A 22002-nucleotide genomic window follows, 5' to 3' on the forward strand; every position below is an offset into this window, starting at 1 on the left:
CGTATACTAACAAAAAATCAGTTTCATAAATAGTTTTTCCTAGCTGACTATTCATGTATGACTAAGAAAAAGCATTGTTTTTCTTGGTAATTTCTGCATTTCTATATTGAGATTCAAAAAACTTAATTACAAATTATGAACTGAACTCAATTGTTCTTCATCAAAAGAAAAATTTAGTTTTCCACTAATCTTTGAGGAGTAAGAATACTATGGCAAATCTCAACTACTAGCCATCCTAATAAGCAACTTTTGGCTGGTTACTGCGGGATTATTTTTGGCGGATTTGGTATTCATAAATTTATTTTAGGATATGCTGCCGAAGGCTTTATTATGTTGCTATCTCCATAGTTGCAGGTACTTTTACTTATGGAGTCGCCTTGATAGTAATGCAGCTGATTGGTTTGATTGAAGGCATGATTTATTTAAACAAATCCTCAGAAGAATTTGCCAATATCTATTTTGTCAATAAACAAGGCTGGTTCTAAAGCTGATATCCCAAAAGAACAACAAGATACCCAACTTTCTTAGAGAAGTCGGGTATCAGAAAATTTTAATTTTTAATCAAGGAAATATACTGTAATCAATTTTGATATTTTAAATACAATACTTAACTATATTTAATACTATTTCTGATTTTCTCTAAAAAAATGCTCAAATTTTCCAGCACATTGTAAATGAAGGCTTAATAGATAACAAATTGTATCTGTTGTAAATATGTAGATGCCAAGTAAATATAGTTACTATAAAATTGGAGTGTTATTTATACTTGAGGAGCATTTCTAAGCAATGTCTAATAACAGTCCTAGTGAGATCAGTAATAAAAAACTCGCAGCTGGAATTTGTGCAATCTTGTTAGGAGCTTTAGGAATTCATAAGTTTATTCTTGGTTACACAACCGAAGGCTTGATTATGTTGCTGGTTAGCATCCTCACCTGTGGTTTTGGTGGAGCAATTATGGGCATTATTGGTTTAGTAGAAGGAGTTATTTACTTAACCAAAACCGATGAGGAATTTGTTGAGGCTTATATTGTCAACAAAAAAGGCTGGTTTTAAGTTTTAACTTTAGTAGGTTTGATTTGCCGTTGTGATTTCAGAGGACATCTGTGTTGAAATTATCGTCTACTCCTCTATCGTGCCACGGTAAGCTAGTGCGTTGGGGTGTATTAGGATTCTCTTATACCCCCCTATTTGGGACATATTTTTACAACCAAAATTATCGTCTTGGGTTTTTAGTATGCCCCATCCGACACTTAACAGGAATTCCCTGTCCTACCTGTGGTATGACGCGTTCATTTATGGCTATTGGGCGAGGAAACTTAAACCAAGCATTTGCCGAGAATTTATTTGGCCCTATTTTATTTGCTAGTTTTTTAATTGCCATAGTTCACGTTACTTTAGAATTGTTAACTAGGCAGCAAATTACAACTTTACATTGTCAACTATTAAGACTAAAAAAGGTACAAATACTATTCTTCCTAACAGTGTTAATTTATCATACCTTCCGGCTGTATCACATTTCACAAACAGGAGAATTGTATATTGCTTTTAGTAAATCTCCTTTAGGTAAATTGCTGTTTCAGTAAGTCTAGAATGGCTCTAGTAAGCCTTAATGATTTACGAACATCTTTTTTCCTTGTCACGCCACTAAGGGAGTCGGCAGAGCCGCCCAACGCAGTGGCTCTCCTTTGTCTACCTTATCTCTTTTGTTCATATATCAAATTAGGACAGGAAAAAACAGTCTGAGTTTTACTGCTATGCCAATGCTCAAACGTAAACATCTCATTTGGTTTTGCTTATTGCTATTAGGCTGTGGATATTTTAGTACCATGTCTAATTTAGAGATTAATTCTTATTTAAAGAGTGTGATTTTCTTACTGCCAGTACAGTTGGCGGCGCTTGTTTATGTTACTTATCTACGCTGGAAGCGTAACTGAGGCGTAGGTAAGGTGTTCAACAAAAAAATTAATGTTATTGATATTCAGTCATAGTTCCAAATTTCGCCTACGCTCGAAATAGAGACGCTTGTAGTCAGGCGTTGAATGTTCGTAGCGAATCCAAAAACTTGCCATGCAACTTGTGCCGAAAACGAACCTTGACCCAGAACTAGCCCCCACTTCCGAGACAATTATTCTGGATGTGGGAGGAATGAAGTGTGCTGGGTGCGTAAGTGCTGTAGAACGTCAGCTAACCCAACATCCGGGGGTCAAAACTGCCTGCGTCAATTTGGCGACAGAAGTCGCAGTCGTAGAGTCAGAAGTTGGGATGGTAGATGCGGACGCACTGGCAAAGCGATTAACTACCGCTGGATTCCCAACTCAACTCCGCAAATCTAGTCACCAAGACGCTTTAGAAGATTCTGCCAACAGACAGCACCAAGAAATGCGTGCAGCGTTCCGACAATTAGCGATCGCTGCTATATTACTGGTGTTGTCGGGAATTGGGCATCTGAGCAGTTTCATTGGGATGACTTGGCCGATATTAGACAACATTTGGTTTCATTGTGGACTCGCAACAGTAGCACTGTTATTTCCCGGCCGTCCTATTATTGTTGATGGTTGGCTAGGTTGGCGGCGCAATTCTCCCAACATGAACACCTTAATCGGTTTAGGAACAATCACCGCTTACACTGCAAGTTTGGTGGCGTTGTTGTTCCCCCAAATGGGTTGGGAGTGCTTCTTTGATGAACCAGTGATGATGTTAGGCTTTATCCTCCTGGGTAGAACCTTAGAAAGACAAGCCAGAGGTAGGGCTGCTAACGCCTTTCGACAATTACTCGCACTCCAACCACAAGTAGCACGCCTAATTCCCAACCCAGACCCAGAAAAATTGAGAATTGCGACTAATAGTATCGAAATCCCCGCCGAACAAGTGCGGGTGGGTGAATGGTTACAGGTCTTACCTGGAGATAAAATTCCCGTCGATGGTGAAGTGCGCTTTGGGCAGACAACCATAGATGAGTCGATGTTAACGGGCGAAGCTGTACCTGTAAGTAAACAAGCAGGTGATCTAGTTACTGGCGGCACGATAAACCAATCAGGTGCGATCGCAATTCAAGCAACTCGTACAGGCAACGATACCACCTTGGCGCAAATTGTCGCCCTAGTGGAAGCAGCCCAAACCCGCAAAGCACCTGTACAAAAATTAGCCGATAAAGTCGCTGGATACTTCACCTACGGCGTGTTGACAGCTTCTGTATTAACTTTTGTCTTTTGGTACTTTTTTGGTACCCACATCTGGCCTGATGCCATCATTTCCAGTGGTATGAAAATGATGAGTCACACCACCCACAATACAAACTCAGCATTCAGCACTCAGCACTCAGCACTCTTAACCAGCTTAAAACTAGCGATCGCTGTTATGGTAGTCGCTTGTCCCTGTGCTTTAGGTCTAGCTACACCCACAGCCATTCTCGTCGGCACTGGCATCGGTGCAGAACGCGGTTTATTAATCAAAGGTGGTGACGTTTTAGAAAAAGTTCACCAACTAAATACTGTCGTTTTTGATAAAACAGGCACACTCACCACTGGTAATCCCACTGTCACAGATTGCATTGTATTGGAGAGACTAGAAAAAACATTATCTGGTAGTCAATCTCTCATCCAAATAGCCGCCGCAGTGGAAAGTGGTACATATCACCCTCTGGCCAAAGCAATTCAACAAGAAGTAAAACGCCTGCAATTATCTATTCCCAACGCCGTTGATTTCCATACCGAACCAGGGCTAGGAGTGTCTGCGGTAGTAGCAGAAGCAACAGTGCTGTTAGGCAATCAAGATTGGTTAAGTTGGCATGGAGTTGTGGTTAATGAAATCGCCCAACAAGAAATTCAAAGACTGGCAAAAGCAGGCAAAACAGTTGTATGTGTAGCTGTTACCGGCAATTTAGCAGGACTCATCGCCATTCAAGATACCTTGCGCCCTGATGCCAAAACCACAGTCGAAAAATTGCAGCACAAGGGTTTAAGGGTAATGCTACTCAGTGGCGATCGCCAAGAAGCTGCCAATGCGATCGGTAAACAACTAGGATTAGATCATGCTGATATCATCGCTGGAGTTCCCCCCAGTAAAAAAGCTGAACTGATTAAATCTCTACAAACTGGAACTCAGCACTCAATTGTGGCAATGGTTGGGGACGGCATTAATGATGCGCCCGCCTTATCTCAAGCAGATGTCGGCATTGCCTTACACTCAGGTACAGACGTGGCTATGGAAACTGCGGAAATTATCTTGATGCGCGATCGCTTAAGTGACGTTGTAGAATCCATTAGCCTTAGTCGTGCCACATTCAACAAAATCCGCCAAAATTTATTTTGGGCTTTTGCATACAATACCTTGGGTATTCCTTTAGCGGCTGGTGTTTTATTACCTAGTATGGGCTTCGTTCTCAGCCCATCAAACGCCGCCGCACTCATGGCCTTTAGTTCAGTTAGTGTTGTGGTTAACTCCATATTCTTGCGGAGACTAGCTCACAGGTGATTAGCTTAGTATTTTTACTCAGCATTCAGCGAGACGTTGCGTGTGCGGGTTCCCCGCGTTGAGCCAAGTTCGGGGAGTCTCCCCGCCCTTGCAAACTTCGGTGACTCAGCACTTAGCACTTTCTGAGAATGCAAACTAAATGCCAGTTTTTCCCAACTCAGGTTAAACTAAATCGATAGTTAGATGTAACACATCTCACAGAGTAGAACGTCAATGTTCTACTCTTCTCAGTCAGAATAGCTTTCAAGTTTGTCAGAGTTATCACCACAGACTGTAGTAAGCAAGAATGGTAGGAAACAATAATAGACCAACATTGATTAATCAAAATTCTGTTGATAATGATCACGATATATCAATGGCACCAGAAACTCATGAAAGCCATCTACTGATTCTTGAAGATGATCAAGGTCGTAAGGAATTTGCTCTAGAAAATTCCGTTTACTCTATTGGTCGAGACCGTGATTGCAACATCCGTTTATTCTCTCAATTTGTCTCTCGCCGCCATGCTACCTTAGTCAGATTGCCAAGAGGACAAAACACTCACAGTTATTACTATCGAATTGTAGATGGTGATGCTAAAGGTAAACCCAGTGCCAATGGATTGATGATTAATGGGCGCAAAATCCCAGCCCACGATTTAAAAAAATGAAGACGAAATCGTTTTTTGGCCCTCAAGTACGTGCCATCTATTATCTCTTAAGAAATACTCAACGTTCAGGACAAACCGATTCCAGTGAGTATGATATCACTTTGATTAATCCTGGTATGACTGACGATCCAGAAGATATACAAGAGTAAAAATCAGCTAATTCTCGGATAGCTTGTTTATTTTACACTAACTCAATTTGTTAGAGTTAGCTTTGCCTAAAGTTAGCCTATCAGCATTCCATTTACAGCAGAATTTAGAATGAGAATAGGCTATCTATTTAGCTTTAACAACTAAATGATGTATTTCACTCACTTGAAATCTGCTGTAATTAACCAGCGAGGCTTTCAATTAGATGCCAATGGCGACTGTGTTCAATTTCTTGTTTGACAAATTCAAACATTTTGCGGCAGTGATTCTCAAGATGAATTGGCAATTCTTCATTTTTAACAATGACACTCATCCGGGATTCTGTTTCAGTGGCGCTTGATCTGTCAATGAATACTTCAACTTTGACCGATTTAGAAAATGAAACATTACCAGGAATTTCACGAGCCAGAATGTAATCTGACTTGTAATACTGAATTTCCAAATCGCAGCCTTGGAGAAGTTCTAGCAGTAATGGCTGAAGACGGTCAATCGAAAGACCAATTGTAAATGAACAGGTATAGCGAGCCATAATAGCCCCAAGCATTGCAACACTCCGTCCATCGTATAATACCAAAGCCGCCAAACGGTAATTCATTACAGATTGATTACATAAAGGTACTGGCAAATTGGCTTAAATTCAGTGGTTTCCGCTAACATACCAGAGAAACACAACTTGAAAATTTGATAAAAAACTTTAAAATAAGACCTATTTGCCAAAGAATTGCGGGAAATAGATTGACAGAACAGAGATTGAGACAGCAATTTTCAATCTAAAATCCAAAATTGTATAAGGCTTTGGGGAGGTACAGAATGAAAGTAGCGATTACGGGAGCAACAGGATTAGTCGGGAGTCGTTTAGTAGAACGACTGCAAACCGAAGGTCATCAAGTATTGGTATTAACACGTAATGCTGGCTTTGCTCAAAAGGTATTTCCAGCCGCCAATTTTTCCAGTGTAGAAATTATTACTTATACCCCAACAACATCAGGTGGTTGGCAAGATGCCATTAGCGGTTGCGATGCTGTAGTTAATCTTGCAGGTGAACCTATTGGTGAGGGACGCTGGACAGCAGAACGTAAGCAAGAAATCCTCAATAGTCGTCAGCTAGGGACTCAGAAAATAGTTGAAGCCATAGCTAAAGCTAACCTTAAACCTAGAGTATTAGTTAACACTTCAGCTATTGGCTACTACGGTACAAGTGAAACTGCTACTTTTGATGAAGCCAGTGTATCTGGTAATGATTTTCTGGCTCAAGTTTGCCAAGCTTGGGAAGCAGAAGCCACAAAAGTTAAAGATATGGATGTGCGATTGGTAATTCTGCGTTTTGGAATTGTTCTTGGTAAAGGTGGGGCTTTAGCCAAAATGATTCCACCTTTTCAGCTTTTTGCTGGGGGGCCAATTGGCAGTGGTCGCCAATGGTTTTCGTGGATTCATATTGACGATGTTGTTAACTTAATTTTGCAAGCTTTAAACAAGTCAGATATGGAAGGAGTGTACAATGCAACGGCTCCAAACCCTGTCCGGATGAATGATCTGGCTCAAACTGTAGGAACAGTCTTAAATCGTCCTTCTTGGTTGCCTGTTCCGGCTTTTGCCATTGAAGCTTTACTGGGAGACGGGGCAATTGTTGTTTTAGAAGGTCAACAAGTTCTGCCAAAGCGCACTTTAGAATCAGGTTTTACCTATCAATATCCCAATTTACAACCAGCTTTGAAGCAAATTTTACAATAAAAGTCAATAGTCAATAGTAAAAAATTAGACTATTGACTATTAACGGATATAGCAGTGGAAGTATAGCTGAGGACATTGAAAAAGCGTAAATGCCAGCAAGAGTAATAATTTTACCTCCTGCCTCCTGCCTTTTGCCTCCTGCCTTCTGCTATGACTAATCAGTGAGAAATTTCCGCGACACCCAACTGATAATTCCACTCAGAATGGCACCCCCCATAAGGATGCCAATAGCTGGGTTAAATAATGGTTGCCAAAGCTTGTGCCATAAATCAAGACCTAAATTTATCCCCGCAGCATCACCAAAAACTGCGATCGCAAACCAACCAAAGCCAAATAAAACCAAGAAAACGTCGGCTACCAAAATCAAGTTCAGCCAATTTAGTAGTTTATCTTTCATATCGACAATTTGAGACTAGAGACTGGAGGCTAGGGGCTAGGAATATAAGAATTAAGCAATATAAATTAGCTATGACAAAGTGACAATCATCAGGGATGTTACTCTCACCTCTAGCCCCTACCCTTTCACCTCTATCCTCTCACCTCTCACCCCTACTCTTCAAACAACCACTGCTTAACTTTTCTGAGACTGTCCCAGTCTGGTTTTCGACTCAGACCGTCTTCAATACTATCTTTAATTTCATCACGCCATTCTGGGTTCACCAAGAATAACTGTTGTACAGCATCAATGTGTTGGCGTAAACCTTTTTGACCAGTTTCTAGCATTGCTACAGCCAAATTAACTCTAGCTTGTGGGTCTTGTGGACTTAACTTGACGGCTTTTTGTGCAGCTTTATAAGCTAAGTTGGACTTATTGTCTAACATATATAACCATGCTAGACAAATCCAAGCGGCGGCAGTTTTTGGAGCGCGATCGCATACCTCCTTAAACACAGGGATCAACGAATCCACTGATTCGCCTGCTTTATAACGTTCCAAACCCGTATCAAACAAGGATTCAACAGTGTTAGTCATTAGTTAAGAGTCAATAGTCATTGGTCAATAGTCATTAGTCAATATAAAGAACAAATGACAAATGACAATCTTACTACACACCAAATGACTTCCCACAACCACAGGTTTGACTAGCGTTGGGGTTAGTGAACTGAAAACCGCCACCAATCATCGCATTGCTATAGTCAAGCATCAAGCCATAAAGGTACAGCAAGCTTTTGCGATCGCAAACAATTTGAAAGCCGTCATAGTCAAAAACTTCATCCTGGGGGGTGATCTTGCTCTTGTCTTCAAAGTCCATCATATAAGACATCCCGGAGCATCCACCTTGGCGCACTCCTACCCGCAGGCATAAATCTTGACCTTGTTGTGCTTGCAGGAGTTTTACTTGGCGCAAAGCTGCTTCGCTTAATAGAATGCCACGTTGTTGAGGCTGCGTTGCTTGTGTCATATTTTGTTAACTCCTTAATAACTAGTAACCTTATAGAAACTTGTAATTGCTGCTGGGTTGATGGGTAATTTGTGTATATATTCTAGCGACATTGAGGCCAGAAATTGCCAATTGTAAACACTCCGTCAAAAGCAGCCAAAGCTTTTTATTCTAGAATTGAGAGACTCGGTGTATTTAAACATTCGGTATTTTCAGAATTTCAGCCTTGTGGCAACCTGAGTCGCCATTCCTCTTCAGGTGCAGCCCGGAAAATTTCTTCCCTGGCTAGCCATCCCCAACAGTTGATATGCAAATTGCTTCCTTTGATGAACTGACTCTATGACAAGTTTTAATCGCTCTACCAATCGTCGGTTAAATAAATTACCTCAAATTCCTTCTGTATGGGAGGGCGATCGCCGTCCATTGTCATCGTCACCAATCCCGCATTCAGACTCATCGGCCAATGGTGATTGTATTCTTTGGGTTGATGGCTCACAAGGTGTTGTTCGTGGCATGGATGTAGTACCTCCCGAAACAGGCCCAGAAGCAATTGTTCGCACCCTAATGCGGGCAATGGAGCATCCCCACAGTCCGGCTAAACCTGCCAGACCCCAGAAAATTGTGGTCAAAGACCGAGAAATTCAATTTTACCTGCGTGGGGTGCTGCAAGATTTAGATATTGTGATTGACTACGCCCCAGATTTACCCTTAATTGATGAATTATTTCGCGGCTTTGCAGAAATTGTTGATAGCCAAATTCCAGATTTACCGCCACAGTATGCCCAAGCTTTGCAAGAAAAAGCATTTGCCCTTTGGCAAGCAGCACCTTGGGAGTTTTTGGAAGAACAGCAAATTATCTCAATTGAGATTAATAAATGGGATGTGGGTAAACTTTACGCCTCAGTCATGGGGATGTTGGGGATGGAGTACGGGATTTTGTTTTATCGCTCGGAAGAATCCCTGCAACGTTTTCGAGCCGCAGTTTTACAACATGAAGATTCCCAAGGGCGATTAGAAGAAGCTTTTCTCAAGCAAGATTGTCTATTTCTCACTTTTGAAAGTCTCGATGCTGATGACGAAGATGAGGATCAAATGGACGATTTAGCAGAGATGGATTTATCAGAAATAGCCCCGACTTTTGGCAACATTCACCCCTTAGAAGGACTGCGCTCAGTTTTATATGACGAAGAGGCGCTACTAGTGTATGTTGCTTTAGAAAGTTTATGTCGTTTTATTCGTGACCATCGTCGCCAGTTATGTGATGACATTTTCCCGGAACTCAGCCATCGCTATCGAATTTCTCTCCCAGAAGCAGAAAGCGCAACCAAATCAGTCTCGGTGACTGTTGCTTCTATGCCACAATTGGCTGCTGAGTTAGAGGAAATGGCTGGCTTTGGTGCAGATGAATCGGAAATAGAAACATCAGATTCCCCCATTTTTCGTTCTTTACGCGATGATTTAATTCCCGAAGATTCTTTTCTCAGCTTGGGTGTGGTGTCTTGGGAAATGTTGGAATATCTCCGCAAAGGTGTAACTTATCATCCAGCAGGCGAAATTAAACAGGTAGGTGACGGATTACCTGTAATTTTGATTCAAACTTCCCGCCCCAAAGCCAAGACAGTAATTGAAAGTATTGAAGCTGCTGGTGGACTCAAAGCAATTTGTTTTAATCCTGGCGCTGATCCGTTTGATGGCGATCGCTACGATTTGGGTTTGCTGCAAACTCAAAATGGTGAATTATTTTTATTTGGCGAATTTTTAGATGACGATCCCATCCATGTTGAAGCTCGCAAGAAATGGAATCAGAGGTGTAAGAATACCAAAGGTTACTGCGGTTTAATCATTGCCAAAGGATTAACCGGCGCAGCTCGCGGTAATCCTCAACTGCGTGATATGGTGGCTTTGTTTGAAGCGCGATCGCTTTCACCTAAAGATTTGGGTCTTGGCACTTTACAACTAATGCCACAACTTTAATTCCATCACCATATTCAGCATTTTCCCAAACCCCAGTTGTTTGGTATTTTTCCATGCTGAATTAACCTGCATTCGATATATATAGCGGTAGTCAGAGATGTGATGACAATTTGAAAGCTTGAATGCCAGGAATAGTAAGACTTTTCTTTCTGCCTCCTGCCTTCTGGTATAGCAATACAGTTCAGATCAGCCGATTGTTACTACTGCTGTTCCCCATTATCTGTTCCCTCTTTTCATCTCATGTCTGGTATCAGCACATCTGTGCAGAAAAACAAAACGCTTCCTCGCCCCGCCTCCTGCGATCTTTATGATCAGTCTCTTACCGGACAAGATATTCAGTTCTCTTCCTCCAAAATCCCAAAATTTCAGGATTTGTTTAGCTGGCTAGTGAAGACAAGTATAAAGCAAATGTGTTTGGGTTTTTAGATGATTCTGCCCACTAATATTTGGGGCTTGGCTAAATTACTTTATGCAAAGTTCATGAAGCATAGATATGCTGGAATTTTTCGGTAATTTTTTCACTAAATTATGATATCTATCCCAATGATATTTTTTTGAACAGCTGAATGAGGAAGTTAAATAATCTTGGGAACTTTATCCTAAAATTTTGAAATTCTGATGCTTCTTGATAATCATCAAGGTTATTTTTCTCAGTAATTACTGAAAACTTTATTTCATCTATTTTTTCCTTTATATTTTTTTTATAAAGCTCGATAAAGCTGCTAATCAAGGACTAAATGAAGATTATTTAAAGCCGAAAAATCATGGTTATAATAGCCTTAGCACTAAAAATCAAGCAACTATTCCCTTATGAAGTGAGTGCTGACTAAATAATTTTTAACTGGAACTTACAAGGAGGAAAGCTAAAAAAGCCTCAATGCTTTTTGCCAAGCGAATTGAGATTTATGCCTAAGTTTGTACAACATATTGATTGAAATTCGTTTCATTAATTAGATGTTTATCATAATTGATAAAATCATGAAACGAGAATAGTGATGTGTGCGAAGCAAAACCATATTGGAAAGTTTACGAAAAGTTTTGTACGGAATTCGTAATCAACTCAAACATCACTGTATTACTACTAAAAATAGTAATTCATCAAATCTCACATTTACCCAATTGAGATAAAGGAGTCAGCCAATCATTGATTAAATCATCAATCATAACTTTTTGATATCTACACCCAATGAGTACCAAAAAATCATTGCTAAATTCAGGAAAAACTGTTGAATATGGGAGTAAACCCTTTTATGTGCGTACTATTGGGTAATTACCAGTCAAATATACACACCTGATAACTAGTAGATGTATTAGGGTCTGAAGTTATTTACAAAACTGTCTCTCCAACAGTGTAATCTGAACTGATGAAGCAGAAAAAATTAAAATACTTTTTCTGAATAAAAATATTGGTAATCTCGATTGAGTGAAGCTTAGGTATCTCAAATTAATTGATGAAATCTCATGTCAGGTTTTCTTGAAAACATCGTTAGTGCAATTGTTACAACTCATGAATGTACACCAAGGACTTTTCCTGCCACAATAGTGATCCCGTTCTGATTATCTTCCACAAAAATGATGAATAATTTGACAAAATGATGATTTTTGTGTCTGTAGCATTGCTTGTTTCTTGACACAAACTCTGATAATCTTATACCTCCTTATCTGGAGTCTTTTGTTGTTTTGATGGTGTTAACATACAGCAGATAGCATGATAATGACTAATAAAAAATGGGCCGTTAAACGTATCACTGTGAATCTAGCAACACAGGAAGCAGAGAAGCTAGAAAAATATTGTCAGCAGACAGGTAGACCTGCAACAGATGTAATTCGAGAACTGATTCGAGGATTACCAATATCTGATGACAATAAGGAAGCAAAATAGATAAGAAAAAGCATCTTAGATTGTCATTGCTTTGGCTAGAAATACCTATTATGCTTTTTCAGTCCACCTTTACTTCAGTTTGTGTAACCCCACACAATCGTTTTGCAGGAAGTAAATTTAGCAATCAGGAATTAAATCAAGTAATAAAATAGCTTTTATTACTACTGGGTTAAACCCCATCGTGCATCTACATACTGGTGGACTCCTGATCAATCTCTGACAACTAATTTCTAACTCAGCGAGTGTGAAACCTCGCAAATAGGCTTGATGCTAGTAGCAAATTCCGACACCAACCCAGTTACAATTTGTAAAGAAACTGAAGAGGTAGAATGGAATGCGTGTTGCAATCGTAGGTGCGGGATTGGCTGGACTAGCAACCGCTGTAGATTTAGCCGATGCTGGCTGTGAAGTCCAGATTTTTGAGTCCCGTCCATTTGTTGGTGGTAAAGTTGGCAGCTGGGTAGATGGCGATGGCAACCATGTAGAAATGGGTTTGCACGTCTTTTTTTGGCTGCTACTATCAATTGTTTGAGTTAATGGAAAAAGTGGGTGCGTTGTCACATTTACGCCTGAAAGAACACACCCATACTTTTATTAATAAAGGCGGACGCATCGGTGCATTGGATTTTCGTTTTTTCACAGGTGCGCCTTTTAATGGTTTGAAAGCATTTTTCACGACTTCCCAACTATCTTTACAAGATAAGTTACAAAATGCGATCGCCCTTGGTACCAGTCCCATTGTTAGAGGCTTAATAGACTTCGACGGGGCGATGAAAACCATCCGCAACCTAGATAAAATTAGCTTTGCCGATTGGTTTCGTCGTCATGGTGGTAGTGAAGGTAGCATTAAACGGATGTGGAATCCCATCGCTTATGCGTTGGGATTTATTGACTGTGAAAATATTTCTGCCCGTTGTATGTTAACCATCTTTCAGTTTTTCGCAGTCAGAAGTGAAGCTTCTGTATTACGGATGCTGGAAGGTTCCCCGGAAGGGTACTTGCACAAACCAATTTTGGAATATTTGGCAGCCAGAGGCACACAAGTTTACACTCGTCGGCAAGTGCGAGAAATTCAATTTGCTGAAGTAGATGGACAAACACGCGTTACTGGCATAGTAGTAGCTCAAGGTGATACTACAGAAACCATCACCGCAGATGCCTATGTCTGCGCCTGTGATATTCCAGGCATTCAGCGAATACTGCCTCCAGATTGGCGAAAATGGTCAGAATTTGACAATATTTATAAATTAGATGCAGTACCTGTCGCTACAGTCCAATTGCGTTTTGATGGTTGGGTGACAGAACTGCAAGATTCTGAAAAACGCAAACAACTCAACCATGCCGTAGGCATAGATAACTTACTATATACTGCTGACGCAGACTTTTCTTGTTTTGCTGACTTGGCATTGACTAGTCCCAGTGATTACTATCGCCCAGGACAAGGTTCGTTACTGCAACTGGTACTCACACCAGGAGATCCATTTATTAAGGAAAGTAACGAAGCGATCGCCCAACACGTCCTCAAGCAAGTACATGAACTCTTCCCCTCATCACGGGAACTTAATATGACTTGGTATGGTGTCGTGAAACTTGCCCAATCTCTTTATCGAGAAGCCCCAGGGATGGATTTATACCGCCCCAACCAAAAAACTCCTATTCCTAATTTCTTCCTCGCAGGTAGCTATACCCAGCAAGATTATATCGATAGTATGGAAGGAGCAACAATTTCTGGAAGAAGGGCAGCAAAAGCGATTTTAGAGACCATTAAGCAGTAGCGCACCCCAGAGGAACAACAAAGAATGTCAGATTGGCTAGAGCATAGCGTACAAGTAGAAGTAGAGGCTCCCATTGATTTAGTGTGGAGTCTGTGGTCTGATTTAGAACAAATGCCCCGATGGATGAAATGGATTGATTCGGTCAAAATACCACCCGATGATCCAGAGATATCTATTTGGAAACTCAACACTGGCGGTTTGGAATTTACCTGGAAATCGCAGATTCTCAAAATTATTCCCAACCAAATTATCCAGTGGAAATCAATTGATGGTTTGCCAAATCAGGGAGCGATTCGGTTTTACGATCGCCATACTAGTAGCATTGTCAAGCTAACTGTGTCCTATGCTATCCCTGGCATTATTGGCAAAATCATGGATAACTTGTTTTTAGGCCGGGTTGTAGAATCAACAATTCAAGCTGATTTAGAAAGATTTAAAGAATATGCTTTAAATGCTAAAGCAAACTCATAGTAGAAAGCAGGAATAGCCATGAATATCCTGCTTTCTACTATGAGGCGAGAAAAATATTCTAAGGCGATCGCACCCAATCTACTATGATCCTGTGTAAGCTGGCGATCGCCGATTTTATGTAAAATATTTTCTCACGCAGAGACGCAAAGACGCAGAGAGAATCAAGAGTTTTTTAACTCTTGTGTGGCTTGGGTTAGACGCACGAAAAATTATGCCAAAATTACTTATTGACACAATATGCTAATTTCAGCATAATTTATAGTGCATGGATACAGAACAAGAAAAACCACAGCTAAAAAAGTTTAAATCCATAGCCAGCGCACTTGATGATTTAAAAGAGTTCCCCGAAGACGTACAGGACGTAATGGGATATGCTCTTGAGTTGGCACAACGAGGTAAAAAGCACCCAGATGCAAAACCTTTACGCGGGTTTTCAGGTGCAGGTGTTTTAGAAATTGTAGATAATTTTGATGGGGATACTTATAGAGCAATATACACTGTTAAGTTTGAAGGTGTTGTGTATTTATTACACGCTTTTCAAAAGAAATCAAAACATGGTATTGCTACACCAAAACAAGATATTGAATTAATAGAAAAGAGATTAAAAGTAGCTAAAGAGGATTATTTACAAGAGACTCAAAGGAGCGATGGTAATAAAGATGGACAACCAAAATAAAGTTATTAGTGGTAGTGGTAATGTGTTTGCTGATTTAGGTTTGTCTAATTCTGAAGAACGTTTAGTTAAAGCAGAACTGGCGATGAAAATTAGTGAAATTATTACTAGTCAAAAACTAACTCAGGTTCAAGCTGCGGAAATTTTAGGTATAGATCAACCAAAAGTTTCTGCTTTAACTAGAGGTAAACTAAAAGATTTTTCAGTTGAAAGATTAATAAAATTTTTGAATATTTTGGGTAATGATGTAGAAATTAGAGTCAAACCTAAACCCGAAAATCGTCCTTCTGCTTCTACTACTGTAGTTTGCTTTTAACTGTTGTGTGGTGCGATCGCTGATTTTACGTAAAATATTGAATGAGTACGGGATGAATTTTCTCACACAGAGACGCAAAGGCGCAGAGAAAATTAGGAGTTTTGTGTATCCAGGTGATCGCCCTTTTCTGCATTAGTGCGATCGCTTCACCCAACCTTGTATATTGAGAGAAGTAGGTCGAGTTTCCTTTCTTAAGCCAACATCTTTATAGATGTTGGGTTTTGCACTCACTCCAGCAAGCCTAACATTTTACTCAGAACTTGTAGTTTTTTTTAAACAAGTAAATATTCCAGCATAAAACTGATATCTTTATTTTGCTGTATCTTTTTGTAGCAGGTATGATGGATCATCATTCCGGTTTGAGTGAAACAGAAAAGGCAAAAGCCATTGAGCTTTTGAGAAATTCGGGATGTAGCTCTCATCTTAATCCCTCTGTGGGTTATGAAGAGTATATGTATGCTGCTGTTTTACGTTCTGATAGAACAATAGAAGAAATACAAAAAAATTTATGATCAATATCAGAAACAGTCTCAGGAAAAATGGGATGACAACAGAGATGATCGAGAAGTTAGTATACAAATGCAAAAAGCTTTAGGACTTTAGGAGGATTAAAATATGGATAATAAAATATTCTCTTTTGTAGAGTTGTTCATTATACATACGTCCTGGATTATAAAAATAGCTAAACACAAATAGCTAACTGCTAGTTTTAAACTCACCAGCAATTAGCTATTAGCTTTAGTTAACAATTGACTTGTCCCTAACTCAGTGCTTCTGCACCACCAACAACCTCTAGGAGTTCTTGAGTAATTGCGGCTTGTCGGGCTTTGTTGTAAGACAGGGAGAGGCTTTTAATTAGTTCACCAGCGTTATCACTGGCGTTACTCATAGCTGTCATCCGTGCTGCTAGTTCACTGGCAGCAGATTCTTGTAATGCCCGTAGTAATTGGTTGCCCAGGTACAGGGGTAGCAAGGCATCCAGAATTTGCACTGGGTCTTGCTCAAAAATCATGTCGCTGGCTAAAGGTTGAACTTGAGAAGTGACTTTCTGCCGTTCAACTTCAAATTGACCACCACGAGTTGTCAACCGGAAAATTTCGTCGTCTGCTGCTTCTAAACCTTGGGTATCAAGAGGTAGCAAGGTTTGAACTACAGGACGAGAACTAACCAAGGAAACGAAACGAGTGTAGATTAATTCGATGCGGTCTACTTTTTCCGAAAGGAATAAAGACAGCAACTCGTCAGCAATTCTATTTGCTTCTTCGGCGGTGGGGATTTGTTCTAAGCCACTGTAGGTAGCATCGATAGGTTGGTTGCGACGTTGGAAGTATTGGGTAGCTTTACGACCAACCAATACAAATGTGTAGTCGATACCTTCTGCTTTGAGTTCCTTGGTACGGTTCTCTGCACGACGGATGACGTTGGTGTTATAACCACCACACAAACCTCTATCGCCAGAGATTACTAACAAACCTACTGATTTAACTTCGCGTTTTCTCAGCAGAGGTAAGTTTGCGTCTTCAAACCGCAGACGGGTTTGCAAACCATATAGCACTTGCGCTAGTCTGTCAGCGAAGGGGCGAGTAGCCAGCACTTGTTCTTGCGCCCGACGTACCCGCGCTGCTGCTACTAGCCGCATGGCTTCAGTGATTTTTTTGGTGTTTTTGACCGACTGAATGCGATCGCGTATTGCTTTAAGATTAGGCATATTTTTGTCCTTTGTCCTTAGTCATTTGTCCTTTGTCATCAGTCATTAGAGATTTACCAATGACCAATGACTAATGACTAATTACACTGATGCTTTGAAGGTCTTTTTTGTAATCGTCTAAAGCAGCCTTCAATGCGGCTTCTTCATCATCTGCGAGTACTTTCTTGCTTTGTACTGCTCCGTAATAAGGAGACTTACCTGTTTTCAGGTATTCACGGAAGCCTTTGGTGAAGGTGGTTACTTTATCTACAGGGATATCATCTAAGTAACCGTTAATACCTGCGTAAAGAATTGCCACTTGTTCAGCTACAGACAAAGGCTCGTTTTGGGGCTGTTTCAACAGTTCCCGTAAGCGTTGACCCCTTGCCAATTGGTCTTGGGTAGCTTTATCTAAGTCAGAAGCAAATTGCGCGAAAGCTTGGAGGTCGTCAAACTGTGCTAGTTCGAGTTTAATCTTACCAGCAACTTTTTTCATCGCTTTGGTTTGCGCCGCAGAACCTACACGAGATACGGAGATACCGGGGTTTACCGCCGGACGCACACCAGCGTTGAACAAGTCAGAAGACAAGAATATCTGACCGTCGGTGATGGAAATTACGTTTGTAGGAATGTAGGCGGATACGTCACCTGCTTGGGTTTCGATGATAGGTAGCGCGGTCATGCTACCAGCACCCAACTCATCGCTGAGTTTAGCTGCACGTTCCAACAAGCGAGAGTGAATGTAGAATACGTCTCCGGGGTAAGCTTCCCGTCCGGGTGGACGACGGAGCAGCAAGGACATTTGGCGATAAGCTTGTGCTTGCTTGGACAAGTCGTCGTAAATTACCAAGGTAGCTTTGCCTTTGTACATGAAGTACTCAGCAATGGTAGCACCGGTGTAAGGAGCCAAAAATTGTAAGGTAGCAGGGTCACTGGCGTTAGCTGCAACTACTACGGTGTAGTCGAGTGCGCCTTTTTCTTGTAAGGTTTGAACTACGTTAGCAACGGTGGAAGCTTTTTGACCAACAGCGACGTAAACGCAAACTACATCTTCACCTTTTTGGTTAATGATGGTGTCAATTGCGATCGCAGTTTTACCTGTTTGACGGTCGCCGATAATCAACTCGCGCTGACCCCGACCAATGGGAATCATCGAGTCAATCGCGGTAATCCCGGTTTGCATAGGTTCGTGTACAGAACGACGAGCAATGATACCGGGTGCAGGTGATTCAATCAAGCGGCTTTCGCTGGATTTGATGTCGCCTTTGCCGTCGATGGGACGACCTAAAGCATCAACAACACGTCCAATTAAGGCTTCACCGACACCGATTTGGGCGATTCTGCCAGTTGCTCTAACAGAACTACCTTCTTGGATATTATTACCTGTACCCATAAGTACCGCACCCACATTATCTTCTTCCAAGTTTTGGGCGATACCAACGGTGCCATCTTCAAATTCCAAAAGTTCCCCAGCCATAGCCTTTTCCAGACCATAAATCCGGGCAATACCGTCACCTACTTGTAGAACGGTACCAACGTTAGCAACTTTGACTTCTTGGTCGTATTGCTCGATCTGCTGTTGAATAATGCTGCTAATTTCGTCAGGTCTAATTGATATGCTCATGGTGTATGTTTTTCTTTTGCAACACGGAAGAAATAGTAATCAATATCGAAATGTTGAGTTGGAAGTGGTGAGTGCTGAGGAGCCACTGTGTTGCGGAGGTTTCCTCCGTTGAAGCAAGTGGCGTTGCTGATTGCTGAGTAATTCTCTTACTCCTGCCTTCTGCCTCCTGCCTCCTGCCTTCTTCCTAGCCGTTCGTCAAACGCAAAGACAAGCGACGTAGTTGACCACGTAAACTAGCGTCGATTACCTGTGAGCCGACTTTGATGATCACACCACCAATCAGTTCGCTGTCTACTCTAGTTTCAAGTTCTACTTGACGCGCATTGGTGATAGCAATGACTTTCTGTTTAATGGCTTCCTCTTGCTCTGATGAGAGAGCAACAGCAGAAGTAACTTCTGCTAACACAGTTTGATTCAGCTGCCGTAGCAATGCCAAGTACTGTTTTAAAATCTGGTCTAAGAAGAAGATGCGTCGTTTGTCTACTAAAAGTAGCAAAAAGTTGCGTAAATAAGGATTACCACCTGCACCCACGACTTGGCTGATTACCGCTTTTTTGGTGTCAGGCACAATGAAGGGGTTATCAATAAAGTTCCGCAGTTGTTGAGAATTTTGCAACAAGTCTAGTAAGGCACGCGCATCGTTACCGAACTCTTCTGTCAGATTTTGAGACTGTGCTACTGACATCAGTGCCTGTGCATAAGGCTGGGCGATTTCGGCTGTTTCTACATTACTTTTCATTACCGTCCTCCCACCTGAGCGATGCTACGGTCAATTAGTGCCTGTTGAACATCGTCACTCACACCAGAGCGCAGCTGTGATTCAACTTGCTGTAGTGCCAAAGCGGCTACTCGCTGCCGCAATTCGGTTAGCGCCCGCTCTCTTTCGGTGTTCAAGTCTGCTGCTGCTGTTTGTTTCAAGCGTTCTACGTCTTGTGCTGCTTTATCTAACAGAGCTTGCTTGGTTGCCTGGGCGCTTTCTGTGGCTGCTTGGCGAATGCGCTGTGCCTCAGCTTGAGCCTGGGTCAACTGTTCTTGTGCTTGTGAAAGAGAAGCTTGTGCTTCTTTTAAGCGTTGTTCGGCTTCCTGAATGGCAGTTGCGATATTGGAGCTGCGCTCGTTCAGGATATTGCTTAAAACTTTGCGTCCAAAGTAGAATAGTATGCCAATCAGAATCACTAGGTTTATGAGATTGGTTTCTAAAATGTCTAGGTTTAGACCGAAACCACCTTCTGCTGCGCCTTCTGCCAATTCAGAGTGAACAGCTTGAGCTTCTGTGGCAAGTAAGAAGAAAATGCCCATGATAGCCATTTACAGGTGCGCTGCTCGCTTGCTAATAAGTTTGTCTTCCCGTAGGAAAAAAGTGTCTGTTTTGACACTTAAATTAGGCGCTCTGGGACAAATGCCCAGTTGCGCGTAGGTTTTGCCAGACCAGTCATTTTTAGCTTATCTAGCTAGACTAGGCCCTAGTAGTTTTTCTAGAATCTGCCTGCTGAGAGCATCAACTTGTTGTTCTAAGGAACGCATAGCTTCCTGCTTTTGTTGCTCTATTTCTATAGCAGCTTTTTCTCGTTGAGCTTGAGCTTCCTGTTGCGCCTCAGCAATTTTCTGGGCAGTAATTTTCTTAGCTTCAGCCTGAGCTGCTTCTAGTGTTGCTTGCGATTGTCTGCGAGCTTCTGCTAGTTGCTGCTCATATTCTTGAGTTAGGCGTTCAGCTTTAGCTAGACGTTCCTTGGCTTCTAGGGTATTCGTTCGGATGTAATTATCGCGATCGTCCAGTACCTTGGTCAGTGGCTTATAGAAAATTACATTCAACAAGGCTGCCAACAGCAGGAACTGCAATGCCATAAAGGGCAAAGTAGCATCGAAATCAAACATTTCTCTCCTCTTTGGCTGGAGTAGCAGTTTTCATGGCTAGCAACGTTATCCAACCTTTCGTATTTTAGAGACCCATAGCCACAAGGGTCAGCCTACATCAGAACCAAATTAATACCCAAAATATTTGGTTTGTAGAGACGTGAATTATTACGTCTCTACACTCACAAAACTTTTAGGTTCTAGGAAAATGGGTTAGCAAACAATAGTACTAGCGCGATTACTAGACCGTAGATGGTCAAGGATTCCATGAACGCCAAAGTTAACAGCAGAGTACCGCGAATTTTACCTTCTGCTTCTGGTTGACGAGCAATACCTTCTACTGCCTGACCAGCAGCGTTACCTTGTCCAATACCAGGGCCGATAGCAGCCAAACCAATTGCTAGAGCAGCAGCCAGAACTGAAGCAGCAGAAACTAATGGATCCATTTTGATTTTCCTTGCTTTAAGTACAGAACTACAAAAGTAAATTAACTAGTAAAGACGTGTTTTTTCACGCTGCACCGAGTTCTCGCAAATCGCAGTTTGCGACGTTTTGAGCTTTGATGCTCGTCGGAACTGTGCTAACAACTGAGGGCTTTAATGATGCTCCTCATGCTCTTCGCCGCCGTGTCCTTCCATTGCCTCATGAATGTATGCCCCTGCTAGGGTAGCAAACACTAGGGCTTGAATGGCACTGGTAAATAAACCCAAGGCCATTACAGGCAGAGGTACAAATAAAGGCACGAGCAGCACTAATACCGCCACAACTAGTTCATCCGCCAAGATGTTACCGAAAAGACGGAAGCTTAGGGAGAGGGGCTTAGTGAAATCTTCGAGAATGGCGATCGGCAACAGTACGGGTGTTGGCTCTATGTATTTCTTGAAGTAGCCCAAACCACGTTTGCTGAAACCTGCATAAAAGTAAGCAAGAGAAGTCAGCAGTGCCAATGCTACCGTCGTATTGATGTCATTGGTAGGAGCTGCTAATTCACCAGATGGCAGCTTGATTAGCTTCCAGGGAATTAAAGCACCTGACCAGTCGATACGAAGATAAACAAGAACAATGTACCAATAAATGGTACCCAAGGGCGGTACTCTTTCTCACCAAGTTGGTTTTTTGCTAGATCACGAATAAATTCCAGAGCGTATTCCATTAAGTTTTGAATACCCCTGGGAACTTTTTGTATGTTCCGAGTCGCAGCTAATGAAGCTAATACTAGAACGCCAATGACGAACCACGAGGTGAGAAAAACCTGCCCATGAATTTTGAGGTTGCCTAATTGCCAGTAGAAATGATGACCTACTTCTAATTCGGCTAGGGGAAAAGAATTAAAGGCGTTTAAAACACTAAGCATTTGCATTCTTC

Annotated in this window: 20 protein-coding genes and 4 pseudogenes; 13 read left to right on the forward strand and 11 right to left on the reverse strand. The window is 41.5% G+C overall.

The window, feature by feature from the left end; translation table 11 throughout:
• The first annotated feature begins 209 nt into the window (after positions 1-209).
• The 5 genes and pseudogenes from ACX27_RS28845 (at position 210) to ACX27_RS28865 (ending at position 5271) form a co-directional block, all read left to right on the forward strand.
• Positions 210-485, forward strand: a pseudogene (locus ACX27_RS28845) (TM2 domain-containing protein).
• A gap of 301 nt (positions 486-786) precedes the next feature.
• Entirely contained in the window at positions 787-1053 is a 267-nt protein-coding gene (locus tag ACX27_RS28850) for a TM2 domain-containing protein (protein ID WP_062297570.1), read from the forward strand.
• Between the two features lie 50 nt (positions 1054-1103).
• Complete coding sequence (locus ACX27_RS28855; protein WP_235526419.1) at positions 1104-1583, forward strand: DUF2752 domain-containing protein; 480 nt, start codon at positions 1104-1106, stop codon at positions 1581-1583.
• Between the two features lie 484 nt (positions 1584-2067).
• The gene (locus tag ACX27_RS28860) at positions 2068-4473 is read left to right on the forward strand and encodes a heavy metal translocating P-type ATPase (protein WP_062297572.1); all 2406 of its coding nucleotides are present in this window, start codon (positions 2068-2070) and stop codon (positions 4471-4473) included.
• A 286-nt stretch (positions 4474-4759) separates the two neighbouring features.
• Positions 4760-5271 (forward strand): annotated as a pseudogene (locus tag ACX27_RS28865) (FHA domain-containing protein).
• A 179-nt stretch (positions 5272-5450) separates the two neighbouring features.
• Here the strand turns inward: ACX27_RS28865 and ACX27_RS28870 are convergent.
• Positions 5451-5798 carry a hypothetical protein gene (locus ACX27_RS28870; RefSeq protein ID WP_062298634.1) on the reverse strand — a complete coding sequence of 116 codons (348 nt, stop codon included), beginning with the start codon at positions 5796-5798 and terminating at the stop codon, positions 5451-5453.
• Positions 5799-6079: 281 nt separating this feature from the next.
• Here ACX27_RS28870 and thyD point away from each other — a divergent pair, with 281 nt between their 5' ends.
• Entirely contained in the window at positions 6080-7000 is a 921-nt protein-coding gene (gene thyD / locus ACX27_RS28875; RefSeq protein WP_062297573.1) for a thylakoid membrane protein ThyD, read from the forward strand.
• 154 nt (positions 7001-7154) lie between these two features.
• Here the strand turns inward: thyD and ACX27_RS28880 are convergent, their stop codons facing one another.
• From ACX27_RS28880 to ACX27_RS28890, 3 genes are all read right to left on the reverse strand, one after another.
• The gene (locus ACX27_RS28880; RefSeq protein ID WP_062297575.1) at positions 7155-7397 is read right to left on the reverse strand and encodes a hypothetical protein; all 243 of its coding nucleotides are present in this window, start codon (positions 7395-7397) and stop codon (positions 7155-7157) included.
• A 152-nt stretch (positions 7398-7549) separates the two neighbouring features.
• Complete coding sequence (locus tag ACX27_RS28885; protein ID WP_062297577.1) at positions 7550-7972, reverse strand: hypothetical protein; 423 nt, start codon at positions 7970-7972, stop codon at positions 7550-7552.
• 73 nt (positions 7973-8045) lie between these two features.
• Entirely contained in the window at positions 8046-8402 is a 357-nt protein-coding gene (locus ACX27_RS28890) for an iron-sulfur cluster assembly accessory protein (RefSeq protein ID WP_062297578.1), read from the reverse strand.
• A 318-nt stretch (positions 8403-8720) separates the two neighbouring features.
• Between ACX27_RS28890 and ACX27_RS28895 the strand changes: the two genes are divergently transcribed.
• The 7 genes and pseudogenes from ACX27_RS28895 to ACX27_RS32645 all read left to right on the forward strand — a co-directional run bounded on the left by ACX27_RS28895 (position 8721) and on the right by ACX27_RS32645 (position 15984).
• Positions 8721-10355 carry a DUF6930 domain-containing protein gene (locus ACX27_RS28895; protein ID WP_062297580.1) on the forward strand — a complete coding sequence of 545 codons (1635 nt, stop codon included), beginning with the start codon at positions 8721-8723 and terminating at the stop codon, positions 10353-10355.
• Positions 10356-12063: 1708 nt separating this feature from the next.
• The gene (locus tag ACX27_RS28905; protein ID WP_062297584.1) at positions 12064-12237 is read left to right on the forward strand and encodes a ribbon-helix-helix domain-containing protein; all 174 of its coding nucleotides are present in this window, start codon (positions 12064-12066) and stop codon (positions 12235-12237) included.
• 334 nt (positions 12238-12571) lie between these two features.
• Positions 12572-14012: pseudogene (zds, locus tag ACX27_RS28910) on the forward strand (9,9'-di-cis-zeta-carotene desaturase).
• A 24-nt stretch (positions 14013-14036) separates the two neighbouring features.
• Complete coding sequence (locus ACX27_RS28915) at positions 14037-14483, forward strand: SRPBCC family protein (protein WP_062297585.1); 447 nt, start codon at positions 14037-14039, stop codon at positions 14481-14483.
• 265 nt (positions 14484-14748) lie between these two features.
• Positions 14749-15159, forward strand: a complete 411-nt coding sequence (locus ACX27_RS28920; RefSeq protein WP_062297587.1) for a type II toxin-antitoxin system RelE/ParE family toxin — start codon at positions 14749-14751, stop codon at positions 15157-15159.
• Complete coding sequence (locus tag ACX27_RS28925) at positions 15143-15472, forward strand: helix-turn-helix domain-containing protein (protein ID WP_062297589.1); 330 nt, start codon at positions 15143-15145, stop codon at positions 15470-15472. Before ACX27_RS28920 ends, ACX27_RS28925 begins: the two co-directional genes overlap by 17 nt.
• Before the next feature lie 338 nt (positions 15473-15810).
• Positions 15811-15984 carry a hypothetical protein gene (locus tag ACX27_RS32645; RefSeq protein ID WP_158507433.1) on the forward strand — a complete coding sequence of 58 codons (174 nt, stop codon included), beginning with the start codon at positions 15811-15813 and terminating at the stop codon, positions 15982-15984.
• Positions 15985-16232: 248 nt separating this feature from the next.
• On the opposite strand, the gene ACX27_RS28930 is transcribed toward ACX27_RS32645, so the two are convergent.
• From ACX27_RS28930 to atpB, 7 genes and pseudogenes are all read right to left on the reverse strand, one after another.
• Entirely contained in the window at positions 16233-17180 is a 948-nt protein-coding gene (locus tag ACX27_RS28930) for a F0F1 ATP synthase subunit gamma (RefSeq protein WP_062297590.1), read from the reverse strand.
• A 70-nt stretch (positions 17181-17250) separates the two neighbouring features.
• Positions 17251-18783, reverse strand: a complete 1533-nt coding sequence (gene atpA, locus ACX27_RS28935; RefSeq protein ID WP_062297592.1) for a F0F1 ATP synthase subunit alpha — start codon at positions 18781-18783, stop codon at positions 17251-17253.
• A gap of 184 nt (positions 18784-18967) precedes the next feature.
• Complete coding sequence (gene atpH / locus ACX27_RS28940; protein ID WP_062297594.1) at positions 18968-19522, reverse strand: ATP synthase F1 subunit delta; 555 nt, start codon at positions 19520-19522, stop codon at positions 18968-18970.
• Positions 19522-20091 (reverse strand): F0F1 ATP synthase subunit B, encoded by a 570-nt coding sequence (locus ACX27_RS28945; RefSeq protein WP_062297596.1) that lies wholly within the window; start codon positions 20089-20091, stop codon positions 19522-19524. The genes atpH and ACX27_RS28945 overlap by 1 nt, the downstream gene beginning before the upstream one ends.
• Positions 20092-20226: 135 nt before the next feature.
• Positions 20227-20658, reverse strand: coding sequence for a F0F1 ATP synthase subunit B' (locus ACX27_RS28950; RefSeq protein WP_062297597.1), 432 nt, complete (start codon positions 20656-20658; stop codon positions 20227-20229).
• Between the two features lie 179 nt (positions 20659-20837).
• On the reverse strand, positions 20838-21083 hold the full coding sequence (gene atpE, locus ACX27_RS28955; RefSeq protein ID WP_008233924.1) for an ATP synthase F0 subunit C: 246 nt from the start codon (positions 21081-21083) through the stop codon (positions 20838-20840).
• Between the two features lie 150 nt (positions 21084-21233).
• Positions 21234-21997 (reverse strand): annotated as a pseudogene (gene atpB, locus ACX27_RS28960) (F0F1 ATP synthase subunit A).
• Positions 21998-22002: the final 5 nt, after the last annotated feature.

The sequence above is a fragment of the Nostoc piscinale CENA21 genome (assembly GCF_001298445.1).
GTDB lineage: Bacteria > Cyanobacteriota > Cyanobacteriia > Cyanobacteriales > Nostocaceae > Nostoc_B > Nostoc_B piscinale_A.